General features: G+C 69.3%; 15 protein-coding genes. 9 read left to right on the forward strand and 6 right to left on the reverse strand.

Going from position 1 to position 12144, the window contains the following annotated elements:
- Positions 1 to 13 precede the first annotated feature (13 nt).
- Positions 14 to 475 carry a (2Fe-2S)-binding protein gene (locus H566_RS0116005; RefSeq protein ID WP_028312220.1) on the reverse strand — a complete coding sequence of 154 codons (462 nt, stop codon included), beginning with the start codon at positions 473 to 475 and terminating at the stop codon, positions 14 to 16.
- 246 nt (positions 476 to 721) lie between these two features.
- Here H566_RS0116005 and queE point away from each other — a divergent pair, with 246 nt between their 5' ends.
- The 5 genes from queE to slmA all read left to right on the forward strand — a co-directional run bounded on the left by queE (position 722) and on the right by slmA (position 4405).
- Positions 722 to 1363, forward strand: a complete 642-nt coding sequence (gene queE, locus H566_RS0116010; RefSeq protein WP_028312221.1) for a 7-carboxy-7-deazaguanine synthase — start codon at positions 722 to 724, stop codon at positions 1361 to 1363.
- On the forward strand, positions 1360 to 1725 hold the full coding sequence (locus H566_RS0116015) for a 6-pyruvoyl trahydropterin synthase family protein (RefSeq protein ID WP_028312222.1): 366 nt from the start codon (positions 1360 to 1362) through the stop codon (positions 1723 to 1725). The genes queE and H566_RS0116015 overlap by 4 nt, the downstream gene beginning before the upstream one ends.
- A gap of 174 nt (positions 1726 to 1899) precedes the next feature.
- Complete coding sequence (gene argB / locus H566_RS0116020) at positions 1900 to 2817, forward strand: acetylglutamate kinase (RefSeq protein WP_028312223.1); 918 nt, start codon at positions 1900 to 1902, stop codon at positions 2815 to 2817.
- Between the two features lie 40 nt (positions 2818 to 2857).
- On the forward strand, positions 2858 to 3604 hold the full coding sequence (locus tag H566_RS25735; RefSeq protein ID WP_084545209.1) for a pyrimidine 5'-nucleotidase: 747 nt from the start codon (positions 2858 to 2860) through the stop codon (positions 3602 to 3604).
- A 159-nt stretch (positions 3605 to 3763) separates the two neighbouring features.
- On the forward strand, positions 3764 to 4405 hold the full coding sequence (gene slmA / locus H566_RS0116030) for a nucleoid occlusion factor SlmA (RefSeq protein WP_028312224.1): 642 nt from the start codon (positions 3764 to 3766) through the stop codon (positions 4403 to 4405).
- Between the two features lie 49 nt (positions 4406 to 4454).
- Here the strand turns inward: slmA and H566_RS0116035 are convergent, their stop codons facing one another.
- The 5 genes from H566_RS0116035 to gpmA form a co-directional block, all read right to left on the reverse strand.
- The gene (locus H566_RS0116035) at positions 4455 to 4973 is read right to left on the reverse strand and encodes a disulfide bond formation protein B (protein ID WP_028312225.1); all 519 of its coding nucleotides are present in this window, start codon (positions 4971 to 4973) and stop codon (positions 4455 to 4457) included.
- Positions 4974 to 4992: 19 nt separating this feature from the next.
- Positions 4993 to 5745, reverse strand: a complete 753-nt coding sequence (locus H566_RS0116040) for a HesA/MoeB/ThiF family protein (RefSeq protein ID WP_028312226.1) — start codon at positions 5743 to 5745, stop codon at positions 4993 to 4995.
- A gap of 40 nt (positions 5746 to 5785) precedes the next feature.
- On the reverse strand, positions 5786 to 7246 hold the full coding sequence (locus H566_RS25740) for a S41 family peptidase (protein ID WP_084545190.1): 1461 nt from the start codon (positions 7244 to 7246) through the stop codon (positions 5786 to 5788).
- A 94-nt stretch (positions 7247 to 7340) separates the two neighbouring features.
- Positions 7341 to 8783: a murein hydrolase activator EnvC family protein gene (locus H566_RS0116050; protein ID WP_051378867.1), complete on the reverse strand. Its 1443-nt coding sequence runs from the start codon at positions 8781 to 8783 to the stop codon at positions 7341 to 7343.
- A gap of 74 nt (positions 8784 to 8857) precedes the next feature.
- Positions 8858 to 9610: a 2,3-diphosphoglycerate-dependent phosphoglycerate mutase gene (gene gpmA / locus H566_RS0116055; protein ID WP_028312228.1), complete on the reverse strand. Its 753-nt coding sequence runs from the start codon at positions 9608 to 9610 to the stop codon at positions 8858 to 8860.
- 205 nt (positions 9611 to 9815) lie between these two features.
- Here gpmA and H566_RS0116060 point away from each other — a divergent pair, with 205 nt between their 5' ends.
- The 4 genes from H566_RS0116060 (at position 9816) to H566_RS0116075 (ending at position 12125) form a co-directional block, all read left to right on the forward strand.
- Positions 9816 to 10220 carry a rhodanese-like domain-containing protein gene (locus H566_RS0116060; protein ID WP_028312229.1) on the forward strand — a complete coding sequence of 135 codons (405 nt, stop codon included), beginning with the start codon at positions 9816 to 9818 and terminating at the stop codon, positions 10218 to 10220.
- A 26-nt stretch (positions 10221 to 10246) separates the two neighbouring features.
- A complete protein-coding gene (gene grxC / locus H566_RS0116065) occupies positions 10247 to 10504 on the forward strand; it encodes a glutaredoxin 3 (RefSeq protein ID WP_028312230.1) in 258 nt (85 codons plus the stop codon).
- A gap of 143 nt (positions 10505 to 10647) precedes the next feature.
- The gene (gene secB, locus H566_RS0116070) at positions 10648 to 11109 is read left to right on the forward strand and encodes a protein-export chaperone SecB (protein WP_028312231.1); all 462 of its coding nucleotides are present in this window, start codon (positions 10648 to 10650) and stop codon (positions 11107 to 11109) included.
- A gap of 5 nt (positions 11110 to 11114) precedes the next feature.
- On the forward strand, positions 11115 to 12125 hold the full coding sequence (locus H566_RS0116075; RefSeq protein WP_028312232.1) for an NAD(P)H-dependent glycerol-3-phosphate dehydrogenase: 1011 nt from the start codon (positions 11115 to 11117) through the stop codon (positions 12123 to 12125).
- Positions 12126 to 12144 lie beyond the last annotated feature (19 nt).

Raw genomic sequence — 12144 nt, forward strand, 5'->3', positions numbered from 1 at the left:
TTCGGTCTCCGGATCAGGCGAGCGACGCGGCCGCGTCGTGGATGGCGGCGCGGATGCGCTGGTAGGTGCCGCAGCGGCAGACGTTGCCGGCCATGGCGGCGTCGATGTCGGCGTCGCTGGGCTTGCGCTTTTCCTTGAGCAGGGCGGTCGCGCTCATGATCTGGCCGCTCTGGCAGTAGCCGCACTGGGCCACGTCGTGCTTGACCCAGGCGGCCTGCACCGCCTTGCCGACGCGGTCGGCGCCGATCGCCTCGATCGTGGTGATCTTCTTGCCGGCGACGGCGCTGACGGGCGTGATGCACGAGCGCGTGGCCTGGCCGTCCACATGCACGGTGCAGGCGCCGCACATGGCCATGCCGCAGCCGAACTTGGTGCCGGTCATGCCGGCGCTGTCGCGCAGTGCCCAGAGCACCGGCGTGTCGTCGCCGACATCGAACTGCATGTCGCGGCCGTTGATGTTGAGGGTGGTGGTCATGCGGTCTCCCGGGGTGGCAGGGGATTGCCGCGCGCGGCCCGTGGCAGCGGGCAGTGAGCGAGCGGCGGTCAAGGGAGGGGAATCGTGCGCGGGCTAGACTTGCCGCCCGCGGCGCTTCGGGCGCGGTGCTTCGCCGGCTCGGCGCACCGCATTGTCGGCCGGACACGCGGATCGTGGCGCCAGTCTGGCGTGGTTATCGCAGGTCTCGCGTCGCGCGGGGATGCAGGCATTCGAGGAGCGACGCGCATGGCGTATTCGATCAAGGAAATCTTCTACACGCTGCAAGGCGAGGGTGCGAACGCCGGGCGCGCCGCGGTGTTCTGCCGCTTCGCCGGTTGCAACCTCTGGACCGGGCGCGAGGCCGATCGTTCCGGCGCGGTCTGCAAGTTCTGCGACACCGACTTTGTCGGCACCGACGGCACGCTCGGCGGAAAATTCGCTGACGCGGCAGCCTTGTCGGACATGATCGCGGCGCAATGGCCGACGTTGCCGACTGTTACCATCCGCCCCTTCGTCGTCCTCACGGGTGGCGAGCCGCTGTTGCAGGTCGATGCGGCCCTCGTCGATGCGCTGCATGCGCGCGGCTTCGAGATCGCCGTCGAATCCAACGGCACGGTGGCGCCGCCGCCGGGCATTGACTGGCTGTGCGTCAGCCCCAAGGCAGGCGCGCCGCTCGTCGCCACGCGCGGGCAGGAGCTGAAGGTGGTCGTGCCCCAGGCCGGCCAGGACCTCGACGCCCTTGCCGCGCTCGACTTCGAACACCGCTTCCTGCAACCGATGGACGGCCCGCTCGCGCGCGACAACGCCCGCCTCGCCGTCGAACTCTGCATGCGTGACCCGCGCTGGCGCCTCAGCGCGCAGACCCACAAGTACCTGGGCATCCGATGATTTACGAACTCACCCAGGAATTCTTCTTCGACGCCGCCCACACGCTGGAGCGCACGATCGAGACGGATTCCAGCCGCCGCATCCACGGCCACACCTATCACGTGCTCGTCAGCCTGCGCGGCCAGCCCGACCCGAAGAGCGGCATGCTCATGGACCTCGGCTACTTCCGCGCCGCGCTCGCGAAGCTGCGCGACAAGCTCGACCACCGCTTCCTCGACGAGATTCCCGAGATCGGCCCGGCCACGCTCGAAAACCTCTGCGCCTACGTCTGGCGCGAGCTGGAAGGCGAGCTGCCCGCGATCGCGCGCGTCACGCTGGAGCGCCGCGCCGGCGGCGACCGCTGCACGCTCAGCCGCGACTGACGGTCCGCGCCGCCTGCCGCGCCGCGCGTGGCCTGGCGCGGCCGCGCCGGCCGATGCTCGGCACGCCCGCCACAGCCCGCGCTTTCTCACTGATTTCACAGGGATTTCCGCCCGGAAGCGCCTTCGCGCGCTGCTAGACTCCGGCCCCGTTTCCACCCCTCACCGAACACTGCCATGAGCGACACGCCGGAACTCGATCTCGAACACGAAGCCGCCAAGGTGCCGCCGCGCGTCAAGGCCGAAATCCTGTCCGAGGCGCTGCCCTTCATCCGCAAGTTCCACGGCAAGACCATCGTCATCAAGTACGGCGGCAACGCCATGACCGATCCGGCGCTCCAGCAGGACTTCGCCGAGGACGTGGTGCTGCTCAAGCTCGTCGGCCTCAACCCGGTGGTGGTGCACGGCGGCGGCCCGCAGATCGACGAGGCGCTGGCCAAGATCGGCAAGAAGGGCACCTTCATCCAGGGCATGCGCGTGACGGATGAAGAGACGATGGAAGTCGTCGAATGGGTGCTCGGCGGCGAGGTGCAGGGCGACATCGTCGGCCTCATCAACCACGCCGGCGGCAAGGCCGTGGGCCTGACGGGCCGTGACGGCGGCATGATCCGCGCCCGCAAGCTCATGCTTCCCGACCGCGACGATCCGTCCAAGCTGCACGACATCGGCCAGGTGGGCGAGATCACCCAGATCGACCCGTCGGTGGTGCGCGCGCTCCAGGACGACCAGTTCATCCCCGTGGTGGCGCCGATCGGCTTCGGCGAGAACAACGAGACCTACAACATCAACGCCGATCTGGTGGCGGGCAAGCTGGCCGAGGTGCTCAAGGCCGAGAAACTCGTGCTGCTCACCAACATCAAGGGCGTGCTCGACAAGAACGGCGAACTGCTTACGAAGCTGACCGCCAAGCGCATCGACGAGCTGTTTGCCGACGGCACGATCAGTGGCGGCATGATGCCCAAGATCAGCTCGGCCCTCGACGCGGCCAGGGCCGGCGTCAATGCCGTCCACATCATCGATGGCCGCGTGCCGCATTGCCTGCTGCTCGAAATCCTCACGGAAAAGGGCGTCGGCACCATGATCCGCTCGCACTGAGCGGATGCCGGTGCCGGAAGCACGGCGCATCCCGATCGGGATGCCGCCGACGCGCCACGGCGCGGTGGTGCGCCGCGCTTGCAAGCGATTGCAGACGCGCGACGATGACAACGCTTGCAAGCTGCGTCCGGTCTGGTTGTTCGACCTCGACAACACGCTGCACAACGCCTCGGCCCGCATCTTTCCGGAAATCAACCGGCTGATGACGGACTACATCGCGCGCCGGCTCGGCGTGTCGCGCGAGGCGGCCGACGCGCTGCGCCAGCAGCTCTGGCTGCGCTACGGCGCGACGCTGCTCGGTCTCGTGCGCCTGCACGGCGTGGACGAGGCCGAGTTCCTGCGCGAGACCCATGCCTTGGACGACATCGGCGCGCTGGTCGTGCCGGGGCGCGGACTGGCCACGGCACTGCGCCGGCTGCCCGGCCGCAAGATCGTCTTCACCAACGGGCCGGCCGCCTATGCGCGTCAGCTGCTGTTCCATCTCGGCATCGACCGGCATGTCGACCGCTGCGTGGCGGTCGAGCAGATGCGACTGCACGGTCGGTTGAGGCCCAAGCCCTCGCGCGCCATGCTGCGTGCCTTCATCGCGCGCGAACGGCTCGATCCGCGTCGCTGCGTACTCGTGGAGGACAGCGCGCCCAATCTCGTGGCTGCGCGCTCGCTTGGCGTGGGCACCGTGCTGATGACGGCCCACCTGCCAAGTGTCAAGCGCCGCCGGATCAACTGGGCCAAGCTAAAAATTCACGACTTGGCAATACTGCAACGACGGATTTCACATTTCCTGTGATGTGCTGTCCGCGCGTGTGGTTGCTTCCACAGCTTGTATCTCCCGTGTTTTCTATGTCGCCGTGAATGGTGCGGAGGCTGATGGCCTGTCTAGAATCCGCCGGCATGTCAATTTCTGTGACATTTTTGTCGAAACCCCTACCGGCTGCGATCTCGAAAGATGACTCTCACCACACTCGCGAACGAACACATTTCCGATGACGCCGGTGTCTCCCGCAAGCGGGCTTACAGCAAGCCGGGCGAGCGTCGGGTGCAGATTCTCCAGGCACTCGGCGAGATGCTCGAGCACCCCAAGGGCGAGCGAATCACCACCGCTGCGCTGGCCGCGCGCCTCGAAGTCTCGGAAGCCGCGCTGTATCGCCACTTCGCGAGCAAGGCCCAGATGTTCGAGTCGCTGATCGAATTCATCGAAGGCACGCTGATCGGCCTGACCGAGCAATGCGCGGCCGACCATGACGATGGCGTCGAGCAGACCCGGGCACTCGTGCTCGCGCTGCTGGGTTTCGCCGAGCAGAACCGCGGCATGACCCGCGTGCTGGTTGGCGATGCGCTCGTCGGCGAGAACGATCGCCTCCAGGTGCGCATGAACGAACTGTTCGACCGCATCGAGGCCGCCGTCGCGCGCGGACTGCGCACCGCTCTGTTCCAGGGCCGTCTGCCCTCGGGCTTCGACGTGGATGCGCGCGCCAATCTCATCCTCAGCTTCGTCGGCGGCAAGTGGCATCGCTATGCCAAGAGCGGCTGGCTGCGCACGCCGGCCGAGGGCGCCGAAGCCCAGGTCGCGGCGCTGCTTGCGGTCTGATGCCCTCCGTGCGGAGCTTTCGCTCCGCACCGCGCCTCGGCTGCCCTGATCAGTAGGCGCCGAAACCGCTGTCCCGGGCGATCGGCCGCGCGACCGCGAACAGGCCGAGCAGCACCATCGCCGCGAACAGCATCATCGACAGCTGCGGGATGTTGAAGCCGAACAGCGTCCATTCGACGGTCAGGCAGTCGCCGTGGCCCGCGAAGATGCGCGGCATGAGCTGTTCGAGCGTGAAGTTCTGGAGCATCCAGCTGAAGGGCCGGCCGCAGCTCGCCGACTCGGGCGGATGCTCGATGAGCCAGGCGTGCCAGCTGGCCACGCCCAGCCCGCCGAGCGACACCAGCGTGGCGAGGCCGGCGATCAGCCTCATCAGCCACGCGCGGGTGCCCGCGAGCGCGCCGACGAGCGCCAGCCCGCCCGCGATCACGTAGCCGAGCCGCTGCACGATGCACAGCGGGCAGGGTTCGATGCCGAGTTCATGCTGGACGTAGTAGGCCGAGGCCATCGAGCCGACCGAAATCAGGCAGACGAGTGCGAGCGCGCGGCGCGCGTTGAGCAGCTTGAGCATGGTTGCGGGAGGAGAGGTTCTAGTTGTGCGCGCCGCAGACCGGACAGTCCGGGTCGCGCGGCAGACGGATGCGGGTCCATTCCATCGAGCGGGCATCGAGCAGCAGCAGCTGCCCGGCGAGGCTGCGGCCCACGCCGGCGACGAGCTTGAGCGCCTCGGCGGCCTGCATCGCCCCGACGATGCCCACGAGCGGCGCGAACACGCCCATCGTCGCGCAGCGGATTTCCTCGGCGTCGTCGGCTTCCGGAAACAGGCAGTGATAGCAGGGCGCGTCGGCCGCGCGCGGATCGAACACGCTGATCTGCGCCTCGAAGCGGATGGCCGCGCCCGACACCAGTGGCACGCCCGCAGCGACGCAGGCGCGGTTGACCGCATGGCGCGTCGCGAAGTTGTCGGAGCAGTCGAGCACGACCGTGGCGCGCGCCACTTCGCGCGCGAGCCGTTCGGCATCGAGCCGCTCGGCGATCGCCACCACCTCGATCTGCGGATTGAGCGCGGCGAGCATCTCGCGCGCCGAATCGACCTTGGCCCAGCCCACGCGCGCCGTCGTGTGCGCGATCTGGCGCTGGAGATTGGTGAGATCGACCGTGTCGCCATCGGCGATGACGATGCGGCCGACGCCCGCCGTCGCGAGATACATCGCCGCCGGCGAGCCGAGACCGCCGGCGCCGATCACGAGCGCGGTCGCGCCGAGCAGCTTCTCCTGCCCCTCGATGCCGATCTCGTCGAGCAGGATGTGCCGGCTGTAGCGCAGCAGCTGGTCGTCATTCACGGCGCGCTCCCGACTGGCCCGCGCGCCGCGAGGCCGAACCTCATTGCTCGGACGGCGCGCTGCCGCCCTTGTCGGCGCCGACGGCGGCCGTGGTCGCGCCCTCGGGCCGGGGTTTGGCGGTTTCCACCGGCTTGCCCTTGAGCTGGTTGAGCGCCTGCTGGAGTTGCCAGTCGTCGGCCGAGCCGTATTCCACCGGCTTGCGGTTCTTGAGCAGCTCCTCGATGCGCTTGGCATCGGCGGCGCGCTGCTCGGGCGTCTTCTTGTCGGGCTTGGCTTCACCGCCCTCGGGGTTGGCGAGGTGATGGTCGAGATCGGCCTCGCGCGGGCCGAATTCGGCAAACGGATCGCCGTCCTTGTATTCGTCCACCAGCAGGTCGGGCGTGATGCCCTTGGCCTGGATGCTGCGGCCGGCCGGCGTGAAGTAGCGCGCCGTCGTCAGGCGGATGGCCGTCGTGGCCGACAGCGGCAGGATGGTCTGCACCGACCCCTTGCCGAAGCTCTGCGAGCCCATGACCGTCGCGCGCTTGTGGTCCTGCAGGGCGCCCGCGACGATTTCCGACGCCGACGCCGAGCCGCGATTGACCAGCACCACCATCGGCAGCTTCTTGGCATCGACCGACAGCTTGGCGACGTAATCGTCGGTGCCGCGGCCGCGCAGGTAATCCTCGGGATTGGCGAAGAACTTGCGCTTGGCGTCGTCGGTGCGGCCGTCGGTGGACACCACCAGATCGCCCTTCGGCAGGAAGGCCGCCGACACGCCGATGGCCGCGTTCAGCAGGCCGCCTGGATCGTTGCGCAGGTCGAGCACGATGCCCTTGAGCTGCCCTTGCGCCGCCAGCTTGTTGAACTGGGTGACGAGGTTCTCGGCCGTGCTTTCCTGGAACTGGGTGATGCGCAGATAGGCATAGCCCGGCTCGACCAGCTTGGCCTTGACCGACGCCACCTTGATGACTGCGCGCTCCAGCGTGATGACGATGGGCTTGCTCTCGCCCTTGCGCGCGAAGGTGACCGTGACGTTGGTCTTGGGCTTGCCGCGCAGCATCTTGACCACGTCGGTCGTGCTCATGCCCTTGGTCGGCTTGTCGTCCACGCGGATGATCAGGTCGCCGGCGCGCACGCCGGCGCGCGCGGCGGGCGTGTCCTCGATCGGCGCGATCACCTTCGGGAAGCCGTCTTCGCTGCCGATCTCCATGCCCAGACCGCCGAACTCGCCCTGCGTCTGGGTGGTGAGGTCCTTGAACGCATCGGCGTCGAGGTATTGCGAATGCGGATCGAGGCTTGTGAGCATGCCGGAGATGGCCTCGGTCACGAGCTTCTTGTCTTCGACCGGCTCGACGTAGTTGTTCTTGATCGCGCCGAACACATCGGTGAACTGGCGGATCTCCTCATAGGGCAGGGCCGGGCGCGGCTCGCGCTGCGCGACCGCCGACAGTTGCAGGCTCACGAGCACGCCTGCCACCACACCCGCCGAAACCAGACCCAGGCTCTTCAACTTGCCCATCGTTAAACCACCTATCGCGAGACGGCCCTAGGCCGGGGAAATTCGCCGCAAAAAAACAGCCCGGCAAGGCTTTGCCGGGCTTTGCATCATGCGGTCAGCGCAGCCATCCGGAAGGATCAAAAGGCTGGCCCGCACGCCTGAGTTCAAAGTATAGGCCGGGGCGTTCGGCGCCTCCGGTGGCACCCACGCTGGCGATGGTCTCGCCCGCGTTGACGGTTTGACCGGCGGTCTTGAAATTCGATTCATTGCCCGCGTAGATCGACAGGTATTGCCCGCCGTGATCGACGATCACGATGTTGCCGAAGCCGCGCAGCCAGTCGGCGAACACCACGCGCCCGCGCGCCACGGCATGCACCTCGGCACCGGTCGGCGCGGCGATGAAGATGCCCTTCCACACCGAACCGCCGTCGCGCGGCCGTCCGAAGCGGCCGGTGATCTCGCCCGGCGCCGGCTGCGCGAGCCGGCCGCGCAGCGCCTCGAAGGCGGAGCCGTCGGGCAGCATCGCGATGCTCGGCGCGGGCGGTGGAGGCGGGGCGGGCGCGGGTTCGGGGGCATGCACGGGCGGAGGCGCAGGCACGGATGCTGGCGCGGGCGCCGGCATCGGCGCGCCGGCGGCGGCCGCCTGCTGGCGCGCACGCGCCTCGCGTGCCTCGGCCTCGGCACGCCTGCGGGCGGCTTCCTTCTCTGCCAGGGCGCGCTTGGCGGCCTCGGCGGCGGCGAGACGCGCGGCCTCCTCGGCGCGGCGCTTTTCGGCGGCGAGGCGCTCGCGCTCCTTGCGCTCCTCCTCGGCGATGACCTTGCCGAGCTTGTCGATCAGGCCGTTCAGCCGCTCGGCGTCACGTTCGAGCGCGCCGACCTGCTTGCGCTGCTCCTCGAGCTTTGCCGACACGCGCGCCAGCGTGGCGCTGCGCGCCTGCTTCTCCCGTTCGAGCGCGTTGCGTTCCGATTCCTGCTGGCCGCGGATCTGCGCCAGCTCGTCGCGGCGCTGGCGCTGGGTCTCGGCCAGCGTGGCCAGGCGGGCCTCGTCGGCTTCGAGTTGGGTGATGAGCTTCTGCTGCGCGCGCCCCACGTAGCCGAGCAGCGCGAGGTTGCGGCCGGTGGTGTTGGGGTTCTCGCCCGACAGCAGCAGCTGCCAGGGGCTGGTGCGGCCCTGGGTGTATTCGGCGCGGCTCAGGCGGGCGAGCCGGGCGCGGTTGTCGCCGATCGCGGCCTCGACACGCGTGCGCTCGGCCTCGGCGGCAGCGAGTGCGGTCTCGGCGTCGCGCTGGCGCTGGTCGAGGTCGCGCAGCTTGCGGTTGGCCTCGGAGATCGCGCCTTCCGATTCGCGCAGGGCGTCGCGCGCCTCGCTGCGGTCGGATTCGGCCTTGCTCAGGTCGCGCTTGAGCGACTGGATGCGGTCGCGCAGTTCGCCGGCTTCGCTCTGCGCGGCGCGGCGCTGCTCGGCGGTGGCGCCGACCGGCGCGGGCGCCGGAATGGACACGGCCGGCGCGGCGGCCGCGAGCCCCGGCCCACCCGCGACCAGCGCGAATGCGAACAAGGCCGCGCCGCGACGGATGCGCGGCGCGGCCTCGCTGGAAATGGGCCGTTGCCGGCCCGGGAGCTTCATGGGCCTCAAGCCGCCTTGGCCTTGCCCTGGTTGGCGACGGCGTTCATCGCCGCCTCGATCTCGGCCTGGTTGCCGAGGTAGTAGTGCTTGATCGGCTTGAGGTTCTCGTCGAGTTCGTACACCAGCGGACGCGCGGTCGGGATGTTGAGCGCGACGATCTCGTCGTCACCGATGTTGTCGAGGTACTTGACCAGTGCGCGCAGCGAGTTGCCGTGGGCGGCGATGATCACCTTCTTGCCCGACTTGACCGCCGGGGCGATGGTCTCGTTCCAGTAGGGCAGCACGCGGGCGACGGTGTCCTTCAGGCATTCGGTCGCGGGCAGCTCGGCGGCCGGCACGTCGGCGTAGCGGGCGTCGAAGCGCGGATGGCGCTCGTCGTCGAGCGCGAGCGGGTTCGGCGCGATCGCATAGGCCCGGCGCCACACCAGCACCTGCTCGTCGCCGTACTTGGCGGCGGTCTCGGCCTTGTTGAGGCCTTGCAGCGCGCCGTAGTGGCGCTCGTTCAGGCGCCAGTGCTTCTGCACCGGAATCCAGGTGAGGTCCATCTCGTCGAGCACGGTGTTGAGCGTGCGGATCGCGCGCTTGAGCACCGAGGTGAAGGCGAGGTCGAACGAGAAACCTTCGGCCTTGAGGAGCTGGCCGGCGGCCTTGGCTTCCTTCGCGCCGTTCTCGGTGATGTCGACATCGGTCCAGCCGGTGAAGCGGTTGTCGAGATTCCACTGCGATTCGCCGTGGCGAATGAGGACGATCTTGTACATGGCGGGTCAGCGTTGCGCTGGGAGTTTGGAAACCGGGTCCGGCGGCGGCGCCCTCGGGGGCGGGCTTGCGGTGCCCGCTGCGGCGACTGGCGCGCATGCGGGCTGGGCGCGGCGGGAGGAAACGGGGCGCATTTTATAATGCCGGGCTTCGCGTCAGCCTGACGCCTTACCCATCGCGGCACCGCCGCCGCAAGGTCGCCTCCAAGTGAAGTTCCTGCTCGACAACTGGTACCTCGTCGCCTCGGCCCTCGTGTCGGGCGGATTGCTGCTCTGGCCCGTGCTGCGCGGCGGCAAGGGCGGCGTCTCGCATCACGAGGCGACCCGACTCATCAATGACCGCGAAGCCTGGCTCGTCGATGTGCGCAGTACCGAAGAATTCGCGCGTGGCCACATCGCCGGCGCCCGCAACATCCCGGTCGATCAGCTCGAAGGCCGCATCGCCGAGCTGAACAAGGCCAGGAGCAAGCCCGTCATCGTCGTCTGCCAGACCGGCCCGCGCGCCCAGCGCGCGCTCGCCGTGCTGACCAAGGCCGGCTTTGCCGAAGTCGTCACGCTCGAAGGTGGCGTCGCTGCGTGGCAGGCCGCCGGCCTGCCGCTGCGCAACGCCTGACGCAGCGCCCATCACAGGAGAACACCGTGGCGAAGATCGTCATGTACTTCCGCGACACCTGCCCCTACTGCCGCCGCGCCGAAGGCCTGCTGGTGAAGAAAGGCATCACCGACATCGAGAAGCTGTATCCCGACGACGATGCCGACCTCAAGCGCGAGATGATCGAGCGCTCGGGGCGCACGACCGTTCCGCAAATCTTCATCGACGGCAAGCACGTCGGCGGCTGCGACGATCTGCTCGCGCTCGATCGGCGCGGCGGACTCGATCCGCTGCTCGCGGCCTGAGACGTTCCGGTCGCACATCGCCTCCGCCGCGCCGGCCGATCCGATAACAGCCTCGCCGGACTGCGCCGAGCGGCCGTCGTCCGGTTTTCCCGCCCGCTCACTTTTCCGCCCATGCCGGGCGGCAATCCCCACAGGTGCATTCCATGGCTGAACAGCAAGCCCAGGCTCCCGTCTTCAATCTCCAGCGCGTCTATCTGAAGGACGCCTCGCTCGAACTGCCGAACGCGCCGCAGATCTTCCTGGAGCAGGAAGCGCCCGCCGTCGAGATCCAGGTCGATGTCGCCAACCAGAAGCTGGCCGCCGACATCTACGAAGTCGAGATCACCGCCACCGTCACCACCCGCGTGAAGGACAAGGTGCTGTTCCTGGCCGAAGGCAAGCAGGCCGGCATCTTCCAGATCGGCGCGATCCCCGACGACCAGCTCGACCCGATCCTCGGCATCTTGTGCGCGTCGATCGTCTTCCCCTACCTGCGCGCCAACCTGTCCGACCTGATCACCCGCACCGGCCTGCCGCCCGTGCTGCTGCAGGAAATCAACTTCGAGGCCTTCTACCAGCAGCGTCTCGCCCAGCGTCAGGCTGGCGCGAACGGCACGGTGCAGTAAGCCGCGTGGGCGCATCGGCATCGTTTCCGACCCTCGGCGTGCTCGGCGCCGGCAGCTGGGGCACGGCCCTGGCCGCCGCGCTCGCGCGCCACGGGCGTGAAGTCACGCTCTGGGCGCGCGATGCCGATGCCGCCGCCGCGATGCAGTCCACGCGCGAGAACGCGCGCTATCTCCCGGGCAACCGTCTGCCCGACTCCCTGAGCATCACCCCCGATTTCGACCGCGCCGCCACCGCCGGTGTCGTGGTCATCGCCACGCCGGCCGCCGCGCTGCGCGCCACCGCCGCGCGGCTCGCGCCGCTTGCGCCGAAGGCCGTCGTCTGGCTCTGCAAGGGCTTCGAGGAAGGCTCGGACCGCCTGCTGCATGAAGTGATGGCCGAGGCGCTGCCCGGCGTGCCGGCCGCCGCGCTGTCGGGCCCGAGCTTCGCGCGCGAAGTCGCGGCCGGGCTGCCCTGCGCGCTCGTGTGCGCCGCCGACGACATCGCGCTGGCCGACCGGCTCGCCGCCGTCTTCCATTCCGAGGCGATGCGCGTGTACGCATCGAGCGACCTCGCGGGCGTGGAGGTGTGCGGCGCGATCAAGAACGTGCTCGCCGTCGCCGCCGGTGTCGCCGACGGGCTGGAGCTGGGCCTCAATGCCCGCGCCGCGCTCATCACGCGCGGCCTTGCCGAGATGACCCGGCTCGGCCTCGCGCTCGGCGCCCGCACCGACACCTTCATGGGCCTCGCAGGCGTGGGCGACCTCATCCTCACCTGCACCGGCGACCTGTCGCGCAACCGCCGCGTCGGCCTCGCCATCGGGCGCGGCGAGGCGCTGGCCGATGCCGTCGGCGCGCTCGGCCAGGTGGCCGAAGGCGTGCGCTCGGCGCGACCGGCGCGCGAGCTGGGCCGGCGCCTCGGCGTCGAGTTGCCCATCACGGAAGCGGTGTGCCGCGTGCTGTTCGAGGGCGTGACGCCGCGTCACGCGCTGGCCGAACTGCTCGCCCGCGACCGCGCGCGCGAAGGCTTCGGCGGCTGAGGCCGCCCGCCGCCCCGTG

The organism is Derxia gummosa DSM 723 (assembly GCF_000482785.1).
GTDB lineage: Bacteria > Pseudomonadota > Gammaproteobacteria > Burkholderiales > Burkholderiaceae_E > Derxia > Derxia gummosa.